Raw genomic sequence first — 20,831 nt, 5'->3', positions numbered from 1 at the left:
TTTCTTGAATCCCATGCCTAAGAGCCATACCCCCGAATATCACAACTCTGTTCTCGTCCCGATGGTGATCGAGCAGACCACACGCGGAGAACGTTCGTTCGATATCTACTCGCGCCTGCTGAAGGAAAACATCATCTTCCTCGGTACGCCGATTGACGATCAGGTGGCGAATCTCCTCGTCGCGCAAATCCTTTTCCTCGCGAGTGAAGACCCGGACCGGGACATCAACATCTACATCAATTCGCCCGGCGGCTCGATCACTGCCGGTCTGGCGATTCTCGATACGATGAACCTCGTCGAACCGAACATCGTCACTTACTGCATCGGTCAGGCGGCCTCGATGGCTGCTGTGCTGCTCGCTTGTGGCACCAAGGGCAAGCGCTTTGCCCTGCCCCATTCGCGCATCATGATCCATCAGCCTTCGATGAACAACCTCGGTGGGCAGGCGACGGATATCGACATCTATGCGCGCGAAATCCTGCGGATGAAGGAAGTGATGAACAACATCATGGCTGACGCGACGGGACAGCCGATCGAGAAGGTCGCCCGGGACACCGAGCGCGATTATATCCTCGAGGCGCCCCAGGCGATCGAGTACGGCATCATCGACAAGATCATTGCTTCTCGCGAGCGCCCCGGCTCCAAATAAATTGATCTGATTGGTCCGCTGGCGACGCGTTTTGATAGAGGAAACGATGAAAGCCAGCGGACTGATTGACCCATCACACGAGCGTGTATTTTGCGAAGCCGCGAGCCATTTTCAGGTATTCATCCTCGTTCGTGCGGCAAATCCCAAGGCCTTCCGCTTTTATCAGCAAGCCGGCTATTACCCCAAACGTCTCGACGTCAAGGCAAAGACCGCAAAAGAGGATCAGGGGAATTATGTTCTAGGCGGGCTGGTTGTGAATCCCCACATCCACCCTGGCGCCTTTGGCGGACGCGAGATGCGAGGCGTCCTCAAGAACTGGGAACAATCTCTCAACGCCATCTACATTCCTAGTGCGGGAGAAAAACGCGTCTATCTGCCGGCGGGTAAGAGCTATGCCGTTGAGATGGATCGCAACCACAGGCACTATGGCGTCCTGTATTACAGCAAGTCTGGCCTGCTCACCCAAAAGCTTTATGTGTGTGGCGACTACGACCTCTATGGGCTGATCTCTGCCCGAAACCCACAAGTTCATCATTTCGTGATCGAGAAAATGCTCGGGAATTCTCATGTTCGCTCTCCGGAGCTGCGCGACGTGCAGTTCTATCTGACCCGTCATCTGGGCCAACCCCTGATCCAACATGGCGCTCAGGAAAGCTATCTCGAACATCAGGATGAACCCGTTCTGGTATTCGAGCCTGGCGGCGCAATCCGGCTGCTCCACAACAAAAGCGAGATCGAGAGCTACTATCAGGCCACTCTCAAAGGCCGTCAGGCCTTCCACTCGAAGCATCCGGAGCTGGCAAAGCCAGGCTTCGGACGATGGAATCAGATTTAGCTAGTGGTGGCCGAAGGGCTCGCAACTCCGGCCGGAATAGACCGGTCGTGGCCTGGCAGTATCACTGCAGCTTGACGAGCGCTTGGTAGGAGTCTACCCACAAACCGCCGTCTACGGGCGCCACGGCGCCGAAAGACCAGTTCGGTTCTGCGGTCTGCCGCGAAAAAGACCACACAATCGCGCGGGTATTGATATCGAGCGCGTGCAGTGTGCCGCGACGGGCAACCGCGGGTTTACTCTGCGGGCTTCCCTGGAAGTAGAGGATATTGCCGGCGACGGCTGTCGAAGGCGAGGTTGTATTGTACTCGCCGGCAAGCTCCCATGCGGTCTGGCCCGCGGTCTTATCGAACGCGATCAGGAACTCGGATGTCATGCCGATCAATACGGAACCGCCATCCACCAATCCGTGCACTTCGACGGGCCGGACCTTTCCATCCACCTTTCGCTGAACCTCGACGGGTTTCCAGCGATCGCGCCCGGTTGCCCGGTTCACCGCGTAAAGACGGTTCTCGCCGGCCGCAAAAACCGCATCGGCCGTAACCACTGGCTGGCGGAGGCAGACTCCCGAGTGAACATAGGGCGCTTCGGCACGATAACGCCAGCGTTCCACTCCCGTATTTGCGTCGAGGGCGAAGAGATAATAGCCGGCGGGTTTCGAGGGGTCGCCTGGTGTTGCTGCGGCGCTGCCTGTCAGGTAGAGGGTGTCCTCACTCACGATCGGCCGGGAGGCGCAAACGGCACTGTTGGTTGTGAAAGCGACCTTCCACCGCTCGCGACCAGTTGCAGCCTCAAGTGAATATAAGTGCCCATCCTTGCCGAGAATATAGATCAGCTTTCCGCTAGTCGCGACTGCCGCTCCCTGTGCCGGGTCTGGACCACGCCACACTTCCTTCCCTGTGGCCAGCGAGACGCCTGTGACGGCGCCGGGATAGGCTGCGGCAAACGGCGTGACGACGATGTCGCCAGAGATGGCGGGCGCAGTTGCGACGGATGCCGTACCGCTTTTGAAGACAGGCTTATACGTCCACTTCACCTTGCCGCTCAAGTCATCGATGGCCACGACACCGCCGTGGTTTGTCTGGTTGCCCGCAACGATCGTTGCGCCGGCCACTGTAGCCGGACTCCAATCCCGAAAACCCGCATTCACGGTCAGCTTTTCTGTCGGCGCAGTCCGAAGCGGCGCAACGGGTGCGGAGGCCGATTGCCCCAACACCAACCCTGAACAGTACAAGCAAGCCGTTACTGCGTACCACACCTGAATCGACAAAGTCACGCGCCACGCTCCTTGTCGCACATCATCGCACAATCGGTCTGCCTTCCGGGAGCAGGCTGCGTCCCTGATTGGTCCGATCATGCGCGCTGCGGGATCGCCACGGGACAGGCGATCTCGGAGCGACGCTCTTTGAAGGTTTCGGCTGTGATCGGGACAGGCACAAGCCATCCAGAAATGAAGGTCTGCCGACGCCCCGATCGTGGGCAGATGACGCGCAAGCCGGAAAAGCGCCAGTGGCCTGCTGTTCGGTCGCGCTTGAAACCCCAGCAGGCCCAGACACGGCCATAGCACCCCGCCGCTTGCGCGCACTCAAAAGGCAATGGTCTCGCTCAGGACCTGCTACCGGTGGAAGAGCTAGCCAACGATGCGCTTATAATTCTCGAGGCACTTCTTAGCGGTTTCGAGGGGTGGCAGCGCACTGCCTTCCTGCTCGACCAGAAGATGTTCCACTCCACCCTTGGCGCGGGCGGCAGCCACGATGTCTTTCCACTTTGCATCGCCGTCCCCAAGCAGGACACGGTAGCCTTCATGGGGCGTAGCCATGCCGCTCTTCCAATCCTTCATGTGCATGCTCTTGATGCGGCCAGGATTCTTCTTGATCCAATCGACAGGATCGACGTTGGACTCAATGGCGGTACCGACGTCGAGTTGCAATACGACGTCCTTGGCAGTCTCTGCCGCCAATACATCCATCGGGCGAACGCCGCCAATGGCCTTCCATTCCACGGCATGGTTGTGGAAGCCGGTTCCCTTGCCGATCTTCCGAAGCTGTTCGGCCGCGGCGTTCAAGGTGGTGGCGATCCCCTTCCAGCCGTCGATGTCGGTGACACGGCCAGCGCTGGACATGATCATGTACTTGCTGCCCAGAATGACGTTCAGTTCGATGACGCGAGCAAGTTCGGGCGGCGTAAAGTACTTGACTCCCGTGTGGGCCGACAAGCAGGGCATCCCGAGATCATCGAGCTGCTTCTTGACTTCTTTGGCATACTCGGGCTTCCAGTCTGCATAGGGGCCGAAGAACTCTACTCCTTCATAGCCCATCTTCGCCACAGCGCTGAGGGTGCCAGGCAGGTCCTTGGCCAGTTCATTGCGTACGCTGTAGAGTTCGAGGCCAACAACTGGTTTTGTCGCGCCCTGTGCAAGAGTGGTGGCGGCTGCTGCCGCAAGAAAACTTCTACGATCCATATCTGTCTGTTGATCCTATCTCATCCTTGGAGCGGAAGGTTGGCTTTGGGTTGCAGGGACAGGTCAGAGATGCCCCCACGCTTCCAGCGTGCGTAGCCAGCCAACGCAATCATGACGCCGTTGTCCGTACTCCATTTCGTTGCTGGAAAGTAAACGGGCATCGGCCACTTGCGGAGTTCAACGGCCCGCCGCAAGCCGCGATTCGCCGCCACGCCGCCGCTGATCACCAGGGCTTTGGCGCCGATGCGTTCCGCGGCCTTCCCTGCCCGGTTCAGCAACTCCTCAATGACGGTGTGCTGGAAGCTGGCAATGACGTCGAGTGTCTCCTGATCGGTCAGCTGCAGCCAGTCCTCAATGGAGGCGTTCCGTAAGCCCTTCCTGGTTGCGATGGCGGCGGAGACGTCCCGGGCCTCCGTCCAGCGCAGCATCGCCGTCTTGAGGCCGCTAAAGCTGAAGTCGGAATCATTGCCTTTCATCCGCGGCGAAGTAAAGCGCACCGCACGGGGATTGCCATGCTGCGCCAGCGCGTCGAGGACAGGACCTCCTGGATAACCGAAACCCAGTAGCTTTGCGACCTTATCGTAAGCCTCGCCTGCGGCATCGTCACGCGTCTTGCCCTCCAGTCGGTACGCACCCGGACTCAGGCACTCAAAAAGGTGCGTATGACCGCCGCTGGCCACCAGCGCCAAGGCAGGATACTCGAGCTCCACGCCCAGCAAGGCAGCCTCGATATGGCCTTCGAGATGGTGCACGCCAATGAGCGGCAATCCCTTGGCCATCGCGAGGGCTTTCGCATAGGTGACGCCCACCAGAAGGCTCCCGAGAAGGCCTGGACCCTGCGTCACCGCGATCGCGTCAATCTCAAGCTCCCCAAGCGCCTCACGCACGACAGGAACGATGGCGCGCACGTGCTCGCGGCTGGCCAATTCCGGAACAACGCCGCCATACTTTTGGTGAACGTCCATCTGGGACGCTACGCTGGAAGACAGGATCGTTTTGCCATCTTCGACCACTGCGGCTGCTGTCTCGTCGCAGGAAGATTCAATGCCAAGGATTCTCAAACCTTCAGTTTAACCGTGACCTTTCATTTCGACCTACCCAATGAGCTGATTGCCCGCCAACCGCTGCCGGAGCGCTCCGCGTCCCGCATGCTGGTTCTAGACCGGGCGACACAGAGCTTTACTGACGACGTTTTCGCAAATTTCCCTAAGTACCTGCGACCCGGCGATTGCCTGGTGCTCAATAACACCCGCGTCATTCCGGCGCGCTTATTTGGCGTGCGGCCTGGACATACCGGTAAGATCGAGATTTTTCTGCTGCGGCATCTGGGCGAACAGCGCTGGCGCGCCCTTGTCCGCCCTGGGAAGAAATTGCGAGTGGGCCAGGAGGTGCTGCTTTCCGAGAATCTGAAGGCCACGATTGTCGAACACCTGGAGATGGGAGAACGGATTCTGCAGCTCTCGGGTTGTGACGATGTCGAAGCGGAATTGAACCGCATCGGCCACATGCCGCTCCCCCCCTACATCGATCGCCCGGATGAGGCGTCTGATCGCGAGCGCTACCAGACCGTCTTCTCGAAGCATGTCGGCGCAGCCGCCGCCCCCACGGCCGGGCTCCACTTTACGCCCGAAATCCTGGCCGCCGCAGCCGTTCCTGTCGCCGAGGTGACGCTCCATGTCGGCCTCGGCACCTTCCAGCCCTTGAGCGAAGAAAGCCTCCGCACGGGCAAGCTGCATCGCGAATTCTACGAGATCTCGCCGGAGTCCTCCGCTATCCTGAAGGCGGCTCAGCGCCGGGTGGCGATTGGCACTACCAGCGCCCGCACCATCGAAACCACGATGGACGCAGGCTCTGGCGAAACCGATATCTTCATTCGTCCGGGTTACCAGTTCCAGGCCGTGGGCGCACTGTTGACAAACTTTCACCTGCCCGATTCGAGCCTCATCATGCTGGTCGCAGCCTTTGCCGGCCATGACCTCACGATGCGCGCTTACGCCCATGCGATCGCCACACGCTATCGCTTCTTCAGCTATGGCGACTGTATGTTAATTCTTTAGCAGGAGTTTGCCGCTGGTCTTGCGGCTCTCGAGATCCCGATGCGCCTCGGCCGCCTCCGCCATTGGGTAGATCTTCTCGATGTGCAGCCAAAGTGACCCGTCGGCGATCCAGCGGAACAGATCGCCGCTGCGCCAAAGCAACTCGTCCCGAGTTGCCGCGTAGTGAGCCAGCGTGGGCCGGGTGAGGAACAGGCTCCCCTTCTGGCTCAACACCAGAGGGCTGACATCCGGTACGGGACCACTCGCATTGCCGAAGGTGACCATCATCCCGCGTGGACGCAAGGCATTGAGACCGGCCTGGAAGGTGGCCGCGCCCACGCCATCATAGACGACGTCGACCCCCTTGGGCTTAAAGTTCTCGTAACTGTAGATCTCGTCTGCACCTGCCTTCTGAGCCAACTCGTACTTCACCGATCCCGGCTGGGCACTCGTTGTCCCGATCACCTTCGCCCCAATCTTCTTCGCAAGCTGGGTGAGGATCAACCCGACGCCGCCGCTGCAGGCGTGGACCACGCAGGTCTGCCCGGCTTCGAGCTTCCACGTCGAATGGGAGAGATAGTGCGCCGTCATTCCCTGCAACATCACGGCTGCCGCGTTCTCCAGGCTCACCGCATCGGGAACCGGTACGGCCTGCCAGGCCGGGATCACGGCATATTCCGCGTACGAACCGATGTTCATCGCGTAGGCGACCCGCTGCCCCACCTGCAGACCGCTGACCTCTTCACCCAAGGCCTCAATTGTGCCAGCGGCTTCCATTCCGGGAATGAAAGGAGTTGGCTGGTGGTACAAACCGGTGCGATGGTAAGTGTCGATGAAGTTGACGCCACTGACGGCGATCTTCACCAGCACCTGCTTCGGCCCCAGTTTGGGAAGCGCAGTTTCGCCAAGCTGCAACTGCTCCGGTCCACCCGTCTGATGAATCAAAATTGCTTTCATATATTCCTCAACCATCTTCTCCCGTGCAGCCAGGCTGCGTAGGCGGCAAAGTAGGCCATCCCGAACGGAAAGACCAACATACGCAAGGGGAGCCAGACGCCACCCTCGCCGGACATTCCCGCACGGAAGGCCATGAAGTGCAGGATGATCTTCCAGTTCGTGTAATCGGCCCAGAAATAATCGCCATTCTCATTCATGACGAAGACCTTCGATGGCAATGCTGCGGTCAGCAGCCACTTCCACTTCGACATGACGGGCACACCCGCGCAGAGGATTCCGAGTATAGTGGGGCCTTGGGTGCGCAGTTCTTCCGCCATGCGCTTGGCGCCGTCCCAGCCGCGATAGTCCTGCACCCGGTAAATCTTGCCGTTGGACTCACGAAAGCCTTCTGGCTTCCCCGCATAACAAGTCACCAGGTTGATGCGGATCTGGTCTCCGTACTGTTCGTACAGATGGCCGATGTAGTTGTCGTAGAGGCTCCGCGGGCCGCTCTCGACGAGAACGACATTTGTCAGATCCGGGATGCTCTTTGAGAAGAATAGCTGCAAACTACTAGGATATGATCCTTGACCGTATGCAGGAAATCATGGGGCCGCTGCCTATCCTTCCCCAAGCGCCCCTGCGGTGGAAACGCAAGAGGAAATCGTGGATGGCGGCCTTCTCCGGCGGCACATTCGATTTGAAGGCGTGCCCGCCTGGTTGCTGCTTCCCCCGCGTATCGAAGCAAAGCGAGCGGCCGTACTCTGTCTGCACCAGACCACCAAAATCGGCAAGGATGAGCCGGCCGGGCTTGGCGGCAAAGCGAATCTCCACTATGCCCGCGAACTCGCACTGCGCGGCTTTGTGACGCTTGCGCCAGACTATCCGAACTTCGGCGAGTACACTTTCGATCCTTACGCGAATGGCTTCGTCAGCGCCACAATGAAAGGCATCGTCAATCACATGCGAGCCGTCAGTCTGCTCTCGCATTTGTCCTATGTCGATGCGAAGAAGATCGCCGTTTGCGGCCATTCGCTGGGAGGTCACAATTCGCTGTTTGCGGCGGCCTTCGACAAGCGGATTCGCGCCGTGATTACGAGCTGTGGCTTTACCAGCTTTGCCAAATACTATGGCGGCAATCTGAAGGGCTGGTCGCACAAAGGCTACATGCCCCGGATGGCGGAGAAAACACCGGAAACCATGCCCTTCGATTTCAAGGATGTCTTGGCCGAGATCTCTCCTCGCCCCATCTTTGTGAATGCGCCACTGCACGATGCGAACTTCGATGCCTTAGGCGTCGACGATGCGGTGCGCGATTCCAAACATCCCGGCATTCAGGTGGAACACCCCGATTGCGAGCATGACTTTCCGCCGGCAGTACGGCAACAAGCTTACGCGTGGCTCGAGCGGCGCTTGACTTGATGGCGGGCCCAGAGTCTGCCCGCGAGATACACCAATCCTGCAAAGACCCGGGGATGATTCAAAGTTTCTGAACCCGCTATCATTCCGGCCGGAAATCGATTCCGCAAGCGCGTTCCGCCACGCGACGCGTTCGGGCGACATTTTGAAAATTCGAGCAACGTTTTCCTGCGCCGCAGGCGGAGTCTCCACGATAGCGCTGCTCAGACGCCCCAGCTATAGTCCTTCAGCGCGGCATCGAGGTCTTCGGTCGAGTCATGCAGGCGCATCAGTTCAAGCCGCAGCGCGTCGCACATCGCTTTGAAACTCGCTTCGATGATGTTCTCGCTGACACCCACGGTGGCCCAGCTGCGCTTGAAGTCGCTCCACTCCACCAGCACACGTACCTTCGAGGCCGTTCCCGGTTTCGAATCGAGTACACGCACCTTGTAATCGGTGAGGCGAACCTGTGCGATCTCCGGATAGCGGTGGCTCAGGCACTGCCGCAGCGACAGGTCAAGCGAATTCACCGGGCCGTCTCCCAAAGCAGAGGCGGACAACGTCTCGCCATCCATCATCTTGATGATGACGCTCGCCGTCGTTGCCGACTTGCCAGAGGGCGTCGAACGCGTCGCCACTTCATAGTTCGTCACATCGAACAGATGCGCACTCGGACGCAGGGCTTCCCGCACCAGCAACTCGAAGGTGCCTTCAGCAGCCTCCAAGTCGTAACCTTCGTACTCCAGATCCTTGATGCGCTCGAGCAGTTCCCGGCGCGCCTCTGGCGAAAGCTTCTCGCCAAGCCCACGCTCTTCGAGCTTGTAGATGATATTGCCGCGACCGCTCAGATCGCTGAGCAGCACACGCTGGCGATTGCCAGTTGCCTTCGGGTCAATGTGTTCGTAGGTGGAGGAATCCTTCAGGATCGCGCTGACATGCACGCCGCCCTTATGAGCAAAGGCGCTCTTGCCGACATAGGGTTGGTTGTTGGCAAGCGGCAGATTCGCAAGCTCCGCCAGATAACGGCACACCTGCGTCAGCTGTCCCAACTTCTCGACACCGATCGTGGTATGACCCAGCTTCAATTCCAAATTGGCGATCACGCTGGCCAGATTCGCATTGCCGCAGCGTTCGCCATAGCCATTCATGCAACCCTGCACATGAGTTGCGCCGCATTCCACCGCCGCGAGCGTATTGGCCACGGCGACATCGGAATCATTGTGGCAATGGATGCCGACAATCTTGTCAAAACGCTTGCGCACCTCGAGCACAATCTCAGCCAACTGATGCGGCAGCGTGCCACCGTTCGTATCGCAAAGCACCAGCGCATCGGCGCCTGCCTTTGCTGCGGCCTCCAGCGTCTGGAGCGCATAGCTCGGGTTCGCCTTGAACCCGTCAAACCAGTGTTCGGCGTCGTAAATCACTTCACGGCCAAACTTCTTCAGGTAAGCAACCGTTTCGCTGATCAGCTTGAGATTCTCATCCTCAGTGATACCCAGCGCACGGTGCACATGCAGATCCCAGCTCTTGCCAAAGATGGCGACAGCGGGAGTCTCTGCCTCGACAAGCGCATTCACGCTGGCATCCTTCTCAACGGGGTTGCGGGCCAATCGCGTCGAACCAAAGGCCGTCATACGTGCATGATGCAGCTTGAGGCCTTTGGCGCGCGCGAAGAATTCCTTATCCTTCGGGTTCGAACCCGGCCATCCGCCCTCAATGTAGTCAATGCCCAGATCGTCGAGTTTCATCGCAATCGAGAGCTTGTCGTCCACACTGTAGCTGACGTTTTCCCCTTGGGTCCCGTCACGGAGGGTCGTATCGAAGGTAAGGATTCTCATATTGGTTTCGGCTATTCTTGCGGTACGCCGACTTCTTTCTTCTTCTTGAGGAAGGTCATCATCTCACGGAGTTCTTTGCCCACCGTTTCGATGCGCGTGTTGGCTCCAGCCTTACGCATGGCGAGGAACTTCTCACGGCCAGCCTTGTTCTCTGCCATCCAGGTGCGGGCAAAGTGACCGCTCTGGATTTCGCTCAGAACCTTCTTCATCTCGGCGCGGGTGGCGTCGGTGATGATGCGCGGGCCAGTGACGTAGTCGCCATATTCGGCAGTGTCAGACACCGAGTAGCGCATGTAGCCCAGGCCGCCCTCATAGATGAGGTCGACGATCAGCTTCAGCTCGTGCAGGCACTCGAAGTAAGCGATTTCGGGAGCATAACCAGCGTCTACCAGCGTTTCAAAACCAGCGTTGATCAGTTCGCTGACGCCGCCGCAAAGGACAGCCTGCTCACCGAACAGATCGCTCTCGGTTTCTTCCTTGAAGGTGGTCTCGATCACGCCAGCCTTCAGACAGCCGAGGCCGAGGGCATAGGCGAGAGAATTCTCGAGAGCCTTGCCGGTCGCGTTCTGGTGGATGGCAACGAGTGCGGGTACGCCCACGCCTTCCGTGTACAGTTCGCGAACGCGATGGCCAGGAGCCTTGGGGGCCACCATCGTGATGTCCACACCCTCGGGCGGCGTGATGAAGCCGAAGTGGATGTTGAAGCCGTGCGCAAACATCAGGGTCTTGCCCGGGGTCAGGTTCGGCTTGATTTCCTTCTCATAGATGTCGGCCTGGATGTGATCGCTCACCAGGATCATGAGGAAGTCGCTCGCCTTGGTGGCGTCAGCAACCGTCATCACCTTCAAGCCGGCTGCTTCGGCCTTGGCCCAGCTCTTCGAACCCTCATAGAGGCCCACGACCACATTGAGGCCGGAGTCACGCAGGTTCAACGCATGGGCGTGTCCCTGGCTACCGTAGCCTACAATTCCAATAGTCTTGTCTTGCAGAAGGCCGAGATTGCCGTCTTTTTCGTAGTAGCGATTTGGCATTTACTTGCTCAGTACTCTTTCCTGTTGTTCTTCTTCTTCTTCGGCCGCACCCATCGGGACGGGCGAGGCGAGGCGCAGTTTCTTCGGTTCGAGCGTTACCGCCACCAAACCGCTACGGGTCACTTCGATCTCTCCGTAGCTACGCATCAAATCAACAAATTCATCCAGCTTTTCGGGGTCACCCGTGCACTCGATCGCGAAACCTTCGACGCTCGAATCGACCACGCGCGCCTGGAAGATTTCCGCTTCCTTGAGGATCGCAGTCCGGTTCGCCATCTCAGCCCGCACCCGTAGCAACACCATCTCGCGAGCGACACTGCGCTCTTCGGTCAGGTCCTGCGCCTGGAGTACATTTACCAGCTTATTCAACTGCTTGACCACTTGGGCGCGAACTTTCGATTCCACGTCCACAACGATCGTCATGCGGGAAAGCGTTTCGTCGATCGTGCGTGCGACCGTTAGGCTTTCCACGTTGTAATTACGAGCCGCGAGCACACCCACCACGCGCATCAGCGCGCCGGGCTTGTTCTCGAGCAACAAAGATAAAGTTTGCAACATGGGTAATTTCCTTACTAGGCCACCGCAACCGGCTGCGGCGGAGTCAGCACCATCTCGTTGATTGCCCCACCAGCCGGAACCATCGGGTAGACGTTCTCGGTCGGGGTCACGCGTACGTTCAGGAAGTACGGACCGGGCTCATTCACCGCCTCTTCAAGCGCAGCGCGGAGTTCTTCCGGCTTGTCGATCGTGCGGCCCTTGAAGCCATAGGCGCCGGCCAGCATCGTCGCATCCGGGAAGCTGTCGAGCGTCACCTGGCTCAAACGATTGTTGTAGAACAGTTCCTGCCACTGGCGCACCATGCCGAGATAGCCATTGTTCATGACGATGATCTTGATCGGCAGCTTATGGTTGGCGATGGTTGCAAACTCGGGGATCGACATCTGGAAGCCGCCGTCACCGCAGATCGTAAACACCAGCTTGTCCGGGCAAGCCATCTGCGCGCCAATCGCGCTCGGCAGGCCAAAGCCCATCGTGCCCAAGCCACCCGAATTGATCCAGAGGCGCGGATGATCGTAGCGGATCAACTGCGCGGCCCACATCTGGTGCTGGCCAACGTCGGTGGTGACAATCGCTTCGCCGTTTGAGATGCGATTGATTTCCGCCATCAGGTGCTGCGGCTTGATCTGATCGATCGAGAACTCGTGCTTCAGCGGATGTTCTTCCATCCAGCCGCGGATGGTGTTCCACCATTCGGCGCGCTGGTTCGACTTGAGCGCGCGCATCTCGGGTTCGAGTTCACGCATCACGCGGTTCAGCTTCTGCAGGACCTTCTTCGCATCGCCCACAATGGGGAGTTCGGCGTTGCGGATCTTTGAGATCTCACTCGGGTCGATGTCGACATGGATCACCTTCGCATGCGGCGCAAAGGCAGCCAGGCGGCCCGTCACACGATCATCAAAGCGGACACCGAGAGCAATGATCAGGTCCGTGTTGTACATGCCCATGTTTGCGGCATAGGATCCGTGCATGCCGGGCATGGAGATGAAGTTGCGATGATTGCCGGGCAGCGCGCCCAGGCCCATCAACGTGTTGACCGTCGGCAGGTCAGCCAGCTCCACCAGTTCCTTCAACTCATCATGAGCGTGGGAGTGAATGATGCCGCCGCCGGCGTAGACCATCGGACGCTCCGACTCCCAGATCATCTGGGCGGCGCGGCGGATCTGGCCGGTGTGGCCTTCCGTATAAAGCTTGTAGCCAGGCAGGTGGATCGAATCGACCGGCTGGTAGTGCGAGGAAGCCTGGAAGATGTCCTTCGGGATATCGACCAGTACCGGCCCCGGCCGGCCCGTCGAAGCCAGATAAAACGCCTCATGGATGATGCGCGGCAATTCGCTGACATGCTTCACCATGAAGTTGTGCTTCGTCGCAGGCCGCGTGATGCCAAAGGTATCCGCTTCCTGGAACGCATCGGTGCCGATCAGCTTCGAGGTCACCTGACCCGTGATCGCTACCACCGGAATCGAATCCATCATCGCGTCCACAAGACCCGTAACAAGGTTCATGGCTCCAGGTCCGGAGGTGGCGCAGCAAACACCTACTTTTCCTGTCGCGCGTGAATAACCTTGCGCAGCAAAGGCAGCGTTCTGCTCATGGCGTACGAGGACGTGTTGGATCTCGTGATCGTACATCGCGTCATAGAACGGAAGCGTCACGCCGCCGGGATAGCCAAAAATCAAGTCGACGCCTTCGCGGCGGAGACACTCGAGCAGGATCTGCGATCCGCTCAACAGAGTGCCAGCTGCGATCGGCTGGGTAGTAGTGGTGGAAGCCATAAATCAAAAAACTCCTCGCTGCAATGAAAAGGGCCACTGGCCGGTTTTGTTTCCCCGCCAGTGGCCCTTGAATGTTTGATTCCGAAGGCCGCTTAGGCGGGAACGAAGGGAACTTGTACGACCCCAACCCCTACGATAAGTACGCCAATGATGGTAATGACAATCGGAACAAGGGCAAGCCGCTGATTACGGAGGTTGCTCAGGTTGTTTGTCATACTTTGGAGTCTAAGGCAAAAGTTGCGCAAATGCAAGATCCATTCTGCATAAATTCGCTTAATCGGTAGATTTCGCGATCTCGCTTCCCGCCATCGCGATAGGATAAGGGATTCCAGAGCATCCATGTCGCAACTACGTGAAAAACTCCGCGGCGTCTTCGGTTTCCCCGTCACGCCTTTCAACCGAGACCTGACTCTCGACCTTGACTCCCTCGAAAAGAACGTCGATGCCATGACGCATCATCCCTACTGCGCCATCGTCGCCGCCGGGGGCACGGGCGAAATCTATTCGATGACTCCCGATGAGTCCGTGCAGGTGGTCGAGGTTGCTGTCAAAGCAACTCAAAGCCGCATGCCCGTTGTCGCCGGCGTGGGCTACAACGCCGCCATTGGCGCCGACATGGCCCGCCGCATGGAGAAGGCCGGCGCCGATGCGCTGCTGGTCATGCCACCTTATTACATCAATGCGCCGGAGCATGGCTGGATCGATTACTACAAAGCGATTGCCAACGCGACCGGTCTGCCGCTCTCGCTCTATTCCCGCGACTGGGCGGCCTTCACGCCCGACCAGGTAGCACGCCTGGCCGATGCGGTCCCCACGCTCCAGATCTGGAAAGACGGGCAGGGCAACATTCGCATGTACCAGCGCATCATGGCCAAGCTCGGCGACCGCCTCGCCTGGGTCGGCGGCTTGGGCGACGATTGCGCCGGCGGCTACTGGTCCATCGGCGTCCAGGCCTTCACCAGTTCCATCTCGAACATCAGCCCTGCCATCGCGCTCGCCATTGCCGAAGCAGGCCAGACACAGAACTTCACCCGTCTGAATCAGATCATGTTCGAGTATGTCCACCCGCTCTACAGCTTGCGTGACAAGCTGCGCGGCTATGAAGTCTCGGTCATGAAGGAACTCATGGAATTGCTGGACATTCCGGCTGGCCCGGCGCGTCCTCCCCTTTGCGCCGTTCGCGAAGATCACAAGGCCGAGCTCCTCAAGCTGGCCAATCTCTTCCGCCACGCAAAGCCCTAGGGCGCACAACTCTTCGCTGCAGGCACTTCCGGATTGGGAACAAAACGAAGTGCCTGCAGCTTCGGTGGATTGGTGGGAGCAAGCGTAAAGGTCACACCGACCTTGCCCTCCTTGCATTCCAACGGAAAAGTACCGCGCAGCCAATTCTCTGGCTTCAAGGCCCCCGCACTGCAGTTCGTAAACTTCCCCTTCAACTCTTCCATCTCACTCTGGTAGATCCCACGCGGCTTATCAAGAAACAGGTTGTCCGCAGCAATGGCATCCATCCCCGCATCGCTCCAACGATTCCAAAGCCCCAGCAAAGAGGATTGTGTCGACAGCAACACGGGCGAGGCGGGCAACACGCGCGGCTCAAGGCCACCTGTCTTCGCCAATACCTCAAAAGCCTCACGAATCGCCTGCGCTCCACTCGTATAGGTGAGGTTGGCCATCGCCACCATGCCCACACCATACTCCGGAAGCCACATCATGTAGGAGCCAAAGCCGGGCAGCCCTCCGCCATGCGAGACAATCTTGTCGAAGCGGCAACTGGAACTGATGCCCAAGCCATAACCATAACCACCCGATCCATTCGCGCGCCAGATACGTTGCATCTCCCGCATGCTTGACCGCTTGACGGGACCATTGTCCATATCGTCACGTGGCGGCTCGGCACTCAACTGATAGGCGACATACTTCGCCAGATCGCGTACATCGGTCACCAGCCCACCCATCGGACCGAAGGCGCCATGCGCCAGCGATGGAATCTCAAAGTACTTCTCATTCCGCTTGCCATAACCGAAGGCGCGCCGTTGCGGCGGCACCAGGCGCGGTTCCACCCAGGTGGATTGCAAACCGAGCGGTTGCAGGATTTCCTTCTGCAGGTACTCCTCATAAGTCTTGCCACTTGCCTTGGCGACAATTCGTCCCAGCATCGCAAAGCCGTAATTCGAATACTCATAGCCGCTATCGGGTGGCGTCGAAAACGGAATCCCGGCCTCCAGCCACCTCGTCATCTCCGCATCCGAAATTGCCAACTGCCGGTCGCCCCAGGGATTATCTTCTGGAAAACCGGCGCTATGCGTCAGTAATTGCCGCACGCGCAGCGGTGCGGAATCGCGCGTTGGATACTTCCAGTTCGCCGTCTCGGGAATCCACTTCGACACCAGATCGTCCAGCGACAGCTTCCCGGCATCCCGCAGCTTCAAGATCGCCAGCGCTGTAAAGCTCTTTGACATCGAAGCAATGCGGAAAGCCGTCTCTGCCGTCACGGGCTCCTTGCTGCCCAGTTCGCGCACGCCAAAGGATTTCGTCCGTACTAACTCACCGTCGATGATCAGGCCATAGACCATTCCGGGCACTTGCTTCTCTTCAAAAAACTTCTGAAAGACCTTGTCGATTTCCGGGTACGAGCTGGCAAGAAGCGCCTTTCGCTGCGGGTTCAAAAACTGTGGTGTTTGAGCAGTCAGGGCCGTGACGAGAGCAAAGAGGAGGAGTGCGCGCATTTCCCTATCATGATAAAGTTTCGTAATGTTGGGGCGTCCCCTCCTTTGCATCCTCGCCGGAATCCTCCCTGCCTTCAGCCAAGTCGATGGCCCTGCTTTCTTTGAAAAAAACATCCGTCCCATCCTGGTGAAGCAGTGTCTGGCATGCCACTCCGCCACCAGTCAGCCGATCATGGGGAGCCTGCGTCTCGACACGCGTGAGATGGTGCTCAAGGGTGGCTCGCGCGGCCCCTCCATCACCCCCGGCAATCCTGCCGAAAGCCTGCTGCTCAAAGCTGTATTACACACGGCCGGCGCCTTGAAAATGCCGCCCGGCCCGAAGATGAAGGACGCCGATCTCGCCATGCTTGCCCAATGGATTGAGATGGGTGCGCCCTGGGGGAATCCTCTCACCACCAGCGCGGCACCGAAGACTTACTGGGCCTTCATCAAGCCCACGATGCCGAAGACTCCGGAGTTGAAGAACGCCACCTGGGCGAAGTCGCCGATCGATGCCTTTCTCTTAAAATCACTCGAGGCGAAAGGTCTCTCCCCTGCCCCTCCCGCCGACAAACGAACCCTCATCCGCCGCGCCACTTATGATCTGATCGGACTCCCGCCCACGCCAGTCGAAGTCCAGTCCTTCCTCGCCGACAACAGCCCGCAAGCCTACCCGAATCTGATCGACCGCCTGCTCGCCTCACCCCGCTACGGCGAGCGCTGGGGCCGCCATTGGCTCGACGTCGCCCGCTATGCCGATTCGAACGGTCTCGACGAGAACCTGGTCTACAAGAACGCCTTCCGCTATCGCGACTACGTCATCGCCGCCTTCAACAAAGACAAGCCCTACGATCAATTCCTCACCGAGCAACTTGCTGGTGATCTGCTACCCGAAAGCTCCGACCTGCAGACCACATTCGAGCGCTGGACCGCCACCGGTTTCCTGAGTCTTGGCGCCAAGATGCTCGCTGAAGACGACCCGAAAAAGATGGAGATGGATATTGTCGACGAGCAACTCGACACCACGGCGCGTGCCTTCATGGGCATGACTGTCGGTTGTGCCCGCTGCCACGATCACAAGTTCGACCCGATCCCCACCGCCGACTACTACGGCATGGCGGGCATCTTCAAATCGTCGAAGACCATGGAGAACTTCAAGGTGGTTGCCAAGTGGCACGAATACGTCCTCGCGCCCAAAGAACAGCGCGATCAGTTGGCGGCGCACGAAGCGAAAATCGAAGCCAAACGGAAAGAGATCTCCGCCATCACCAAAAGCGAGAACGACACGCTCACCAACGATGCCAAGAACCATGTCGGTGCGTATCTGCTGGCATCGGCTCGTCTGCAGCACGACCAGGAAATCCGGATCGCTCCTGTCGAAACCAGCTCCCAAGGAATCTCTCTCGCCTCACCGCCCAAGAACGACGGCAAGACCATCGACTTTAGCTTTGATATACCGAAAGCGGGCCAATACCAGTTGGATATTCTCGACCAGGAACGAGGCGCTGGCACTGCCGACATTTTCGTGAACGGCACTTGGGTGTTGCAAGGTCTGCCTCCAGTGCAGAATCGCGCCGCGTCGCCCGAGACGCCAGGCTGGACCTATCTCGCGATTGTCCAACTCCAGCGTGGGAAGAACACCATCCGCATGGAGCATGCCAGCAAGTTCCCCAAATTCGACAAGCTCCTCCTGTCCCCTCACACGGCTAAAGAGACGCCGCTCACCCCCGTCCAGATCGCAGCGCTGCACAAGGTGAACCCGACGATTCTCGAACAACTGATGGACTTCTTCGACCGCTCGCAAGGCGCGCCAGCCTCTGCCCTCTATGAATGGGAAACCAAGGAGAAAACGCCAGCTCTGGCCGCACAGTACGAGTCGAAATTCCAGCAAGCGCTTCGCGACAAGGACAACGCCGCACTCAAGCCGCTGCTAGCTTTTCTTGAAGAGAAGTTCGGTCCCTTCCGCGCGCCGGCCAATGCCCGCCGCTATTACAGCGAAGCTGCCAAAGCCAAGCTGAAGGTCTTCGACGAAGAGCTAAAAACTCTCGAGAAAGCAACGCCCGACTTCCCGAAGGCGATGGGCGTCACCGAAGGCGACCAGATCGCCGACACCCAAATCCACACCCGCGGCAGCCACTGGACTCTCGGCGAAACCGTGCCCCGCCACTTCCTCAGCGTCATTGATGGCAAGAAGCTGCCCGAGATCGGCGACAAGACCAGCGGCCGGCTCCAGTTGGCTCAATGGCTCACCCAACCCGATCATCCGCTCACCAGCCGCGTGATGGTCAACCGCATCTGGCGCAATCATTTTGGCCGTGGTATTGTCCCCAGCGTCGATAACTTTGGCCGCCTCGGCGAAGCCCCAACCAACCAGCCCTTGCTCGATTACCTCGCGCTGCGTTTCATCGAAAATAAGTGGTCGATCAAGGCCATGCACCGCGAGATGATGCTCACCAACGCCTATCAGATGAGCAGCACCCTCGACGCGAAGGCAAACGAAGCCGACCCCGAGAATGTCCTGCTCTGGCGCTTCCCGCGCCGCCGTCTCGAGGCAGAAGCCATCCGCGACGGCGTGATGTCCAGCTCGGGCGAACTTACCACCAAGATGGGCGGCACCATCCTCGATTACAAAGATCGCGCCTATGTCGCCAATACCTCGAAGGGCGGCTCTGTCGACTACGATCGCCCCATCCGCTCCGTCTACGTGCCGGTCGTCCGCAGTTCGATGTACGAGGTATTCTCGGCCTTCGATCTTCCCGACCCCACCATGTCCAATGGCGATCGCGACGCCACCGTCGTCGCCCCGCAAGCGCTGTTCATGATGAACAGCTCCGTCATCCTCATCCACAGCCGCAAGATGGCAGACTCCCTGCTGGCCGACCAGACCCTCGACAACCAGGGCCGCATCCGCCAAGCTTATGAACGGGCACTGTCCCGTCCTCCGACAGCACAGGAGATCGACCAGGCCCTCACCTTCCTCGGCAGCATCGAGAAGGACTGGAAAGGCGACAACGCCAAGGCTTGGCAAAGCTTCTGCAAGTCACTCCTGGCAACCAACGAATTCATCTATCTGAACTAGGTCGAGCCCATGAACCCACACTGGAACGCACATCTCAACAAGACTCTTTCCCGTCGCGATCTGCTGCAGGTCTCAAGCGCCGGCTTCGGCAGTCTCGCACTCGCCGGTCTGCTCGGCGCGGAAGAAAAGCGTGGACCGCTCGATCCGCGCGCGCCGCACTTTCCAGCGAAAGCAAAGCGAGTGATTTTCCTGTTCATGCACGGTGGCCCCTCGCAAGTCGATACCTTCGATTACAAGCCGCTGCTCAAGCGCGACCACGGCAAACCGCTGCCCTTTGCACGTCCCAAGGTTGTCTCAAGCGAAACCTTCAATCTGCTGCAATCGCCCTGGAGCTTCAAGCAGTATGGCCAAAGCGGCGCCTGGGTCAGCAGCTTGTTTCCAGAGATCGCCAAGTGCGTCGACGACCTCTGCATCGTGAAATCGATGTACGGCTCGAACTCGCGCCACGGCGGCGCGCTGCTGGAACTCCACACCGGCTCTGACACCTTCGTCCGCCCGAGCATGGGTTCCTGGATCACCTACGGACTCGGCACCGAGAACTCGTCGATGCCCGGCTTCCTCACCATCTGCCCCACCCAGTCGCATGGCGGCGCGAACAACTTCGGCTCCGCCTTCCTGCCTGCGCCCTACGCGGGCACCGCGATCGGCTCGGTCGGCATCGCGGCCAAGGACGCACGCATTCCCTTCATCTCGAACAAAGAGACGCCCCGCGAAATCCAGCGCCACGAGATCGACTACAGCCAGATTCTCAACCGCAAGCAGTTGGAGATGACTGGACCCGACCGCGCTCTCGAAGGCCGCATCGAATCCTTTGAACTCGCCTTCCGCATGCAGGCCGAGGCGCCCGATCTGCAGGACCTCAGCAACGAATCGGAGGCCACCAAGAAGATGTACGGCCTCGACAATCCGCTCACCGAAGACTTCGGCCGCCAATGCCTGATGGCCCGCCGCTTCTCAGAGAAGGGAGTGCGCTTCGTCCAGGTCAGCCACACCTACAAGTGGGACCAGCATGAACACCTCAAGCGTGATCACGAACAGAACGCCGCTGAAGTCGACAAACCAATCGCCGCGCTGCTCCACGACCTCAAGACTCGCGGGCTCCTCAAGGACACGCTCGTGCTCTGGGGTGGCGAGTTTGGCCGCACCCCGACGGCGCAAGGTTCAGACGGCCGCGATCACAACCCCGAGGCCTTCACCATGTGGATGGCAGGCGGCGGCGTGAAGCCCGGTCTCAGCTACGGCTCTACCGACGACTACGGCTATTACGCGGTGGAGAACAAGGTCCACTTCCACGACCTCCACGCGACCATCCTGCACCTGCTTGGGCTGGACCATCTCAAGCTCACCTACAAGTACGCCGGCCGCAACTTCCGGCTGACGGACGTGCACGGCGAAGTCGTCAAAGGGATCCTTGCCTAACGGTCCTCGCCGGAACAACACTGTGGAACAACAGCCAACGACAATTCTCGACGACCAGCTCGTGAGCGACTGGCGCTACTGCAGTCACGTGTACCCAGGTTCCATTTAAGGTGA

Annotated in this window: 17 protein-coding genes; 7 read left to right on the top strand and 10 right to left on the bottom strand. The window is 59.1% G+C overall.

Features of this window, described 5'->3' with window-relative positions; translation table 11 throughout:
- Positions 1–13 precede the first annotated feature (13 nt).
- On the top strand, positions 14–649 hold the full coding sequence (locus tag M017_RS0123575) for an ATP-dependent Clp protease proteolytic subunit (RefSeq protein ID WP_080508203.1): 636 nt from the start codon (positions 14–16) through the stop codon (positions 647–649).
- Between the two features lie 46 nt (positions 650–695).
- Positions 696–1,484, top strand: a complete 789-nt coding sequence (locus tag M017_RS0123570) for a hypothetical protein (protein ID WP_031500688.1) — start codon at positions 696–698, stop codon at positions 1,482–1,484.
- Positions 1,485–1,545: 61 nt separating this feature from the next.
- Here M017_RS0123570 and M017_RS0123565 read toward each other — a convergent pair whose 3' ends face one another.
- From M017_RS0123565 to tsaD, 3 genes are all read right to left on the bottom strand, one after another.
- Positions 1,546–2,757, bottom strand: coding sequence for an outer membrane protein assembly factor BamB family protein (locus M017_RS0123565; protein WP_162180030.1), 1,212 nt, complete (start codon positions 2,755–2,757; stop codon positions 1,546–1,548).
- A gap of 354 nt (positions 2,758–3,111) precedes the next feature.
- Positions 3,112–3,942: a sugar phosphate isomerase/epimerase family protein gene (locus M017_RS0123560; protein ID WP_031500686.1), complete on the bottom strand. Its 831-nt coding sequence runs from the start codon at positions 3,940–3,942 to the stop codon at positions 3,112–3,114.
- A gap of 20 nt (positions 3,943–3,962) precedes the next feature.
- A complete protein-coding gene (tsaD, locus tag M017_RS0123555) occupies positions 3,963–5,003 on the bottom strand; it encodes a tRNA (adenosine(37)-N6)-threonylcarbamoyltransferase complex transferase subunit TsaD (protein ID WP_031500685.1) in 1,041 nt (346 codons plus the stop codon).
- Positions 5,004–5,018: 15 nt separating this feature from the next.
- Between tsaD and queA the strand changes: the two genes are divergently transcribed.
- Complete coding sequence (queA, locus tag M017_RS0123550; RefSeq protein WP_031500684.1) at positions 5,019–5,999, top strand: tRNA preQ1(34) S-adenosylmethionine ribosyltransferase-isomerase QueA; 981 nt, start codon at positions 5,019–5,021, stop codon at positions 5,997–5,999.
- Here the strand turns inward: queA and M017_RS0123545 are convergent.
- Positions 5,988–6,935: a quinone oxidoreductase family protein gene (locus M017_RS0123545; protein WP_031500683.1), complete on the bottom strand. Its 948-nt coding sequence runs from the start codon at positions 6,933–6,935 to the stop codon at positions 5,988–5,990. The genes queA and M017_RS0123545 overlap by 12 nt on opposite strands.
- Positions 6,932–7,483, bottom strand: a complete 552-nt coding sequence (locus M017_RS0123540; RefSeq protein WP_031500682.1) for a hypothetical protein — start codon at positions 7,481–7,483, stop codon at positions 6,932–6,934. Before M017_RS0123540 ends, M017_RS0123545 begins: the two co-directional genes overlap by 4 nt.
- A 76-nt stretch (positions 7,484–7,559) precedes the next feature.
- Here M017_RS0123540 and M017_RS27080 point away from each other — a divergent pair, with 76 nt between their 5' ends.
- Positions 7,560–8,336 (top strand): alpha/beta hydrolase, encoded by a 777-nt coding sequence (locus M017_RS27080; protein WP_080508122.1) that lies wholly within the window; start codon positions 7,560–7,562, stop codon positions 8,334–8,336.
- A 200-nt stretch (positions 8,337–8,536) separates the two neighbouring features.
- Here the strand turns inward: M017_RS27080 and cimA are convergent, their stop codons facing one another.
- From cimA to ilvB, 4 genes are read right to left on the bottom strand one after another with little or no spacing between them, the layout of a single operon-like run.
- Positions 8,537–10,150: a citramalate synthase gene (gene cimA / locus M017_RS0123530; RefSeq protein WP_031500681.1), complete on the bottom strand. Its 1,614-nt coding sequence runs from the start codon at positions 10,148–10,150 to the stop codon at positions 8,537–8,539.
- A gap of 11 nt (positions 10,151–10,161) precedes the next feature.
- Positions 10,162–11,181, bottom strand: coding sequence for a ketol-acid reductoisomerase (gene ilvC / locus M017_RS0123525; protein WP_031500680.1), 1,020 nt, complete (start codon positions 11,179–11,181; stop codon positions 10,162–10,164).
- Complete coding sequence (gene ilvN, locus M017_RS0123520) at positions 11,182–11,739, bottom strand: acetolactate synthase small subunit (RefSeq protein ID WP_031500679.1); 558 nt, start codon at positions 11,737–11,739, stop codon at positions 11,182–11,184.
- A 14-nt stretch (positions 11,740–11,753) separates the two neighbouring features.
- On the bottom strand, positions 11,754–13,514 hold the full coding sequence (ilvB, locus tag M017_RS0123515; protein WP_051670787.1) for a biosynthetic-type acetolactate synthase large subunit: 1,761 nt from the start codon (positions 13,512–13,514) through the stop codon (positions 11,754–11,756).
- A gap of 339 nt (positions 13,515–13,853) precedes the next feature.
- Here ilvB and M017_RS0123505 point away from each other — a divergent pair, with 339 nt between their 5' ends.
- The gene (locus M017_RS0123505) at positions 13,854–14,756 is read left to right on the top strand and encodes a dihydrodipicolinate synthase family protein (protein WP_031500676.1); all 903 of its coding nucleotides are present in this window, start codon (positions 13,854–13,856) and stop codon (positions 14,754–14,756) included.
- On the opposite strand, the gene M017_RS0123500 is transcribed toward M017_RS0123505, so the two are convergent.
- Positions 14,753–16,240, bottom strand: a complete 1,488-nt coding sequence (locus tag M017_RS0123500) for a serine hydrolase domain-containing protein (RefSeq protein WP_051670786.1) — start codon at positions 16,238–16,240, stop codon at positions 14,753–14,755. The genes M017_RS0123505 and M017_RS0123500 overlap by 4 nt on opposite strands.
- Positions 16,241–16,265: 25 nt before the next feature.
- Between M017_RS0123500 and M017_RS28245 the strand changes: the two genes are divergently transcribed.
- Together M017_RS28245 and M017_RS0123485 are read left to right on the top strand one after the other, a co-directional pair.
- Positions 16,266–19,298 (top strand): DUF1553 domain-containing protein, encoded by a 3,033-nt coding sequence (locus tag M017_RS28245; protein WP_051670785.1) that lies wholly within the window; start codon positions 16,266–16,268, stop codon positions 19,296–19,298.
- A gap of 9 nt (positions 19,299–19,307) precedes the next feature.
- On the top strand, positions 19,308–20,717 hold the full coding sequence (locus M017_RS0123485) for a DUF1501 domain-containing protein (RefSeq protein ID WP_031500674.1): 1,410 nt from the start codon (positions 19,308–19,310) through the stop codon (positions 20,715–20,717).
- The last annotated feature ends 114 nt before the right edge of the window (positions 20,718–20,831 follow it).

The organism is Bryobacter aggregatus MPL3 (assembly GCF_000702445.1).
Taxonomy (GTDB): domain Bacteria; phylum Acidobacteriota; class Terriglobia; order Bryobacterales; family Bryobacteraceae; genus Bryobacter; species Bryobacter aggregatus.
The sequence above is the reverse complement of the archived record's forward strand: the minus strand, read 5'-3'. Positions and strand labels throughout refer to the sequence as shown.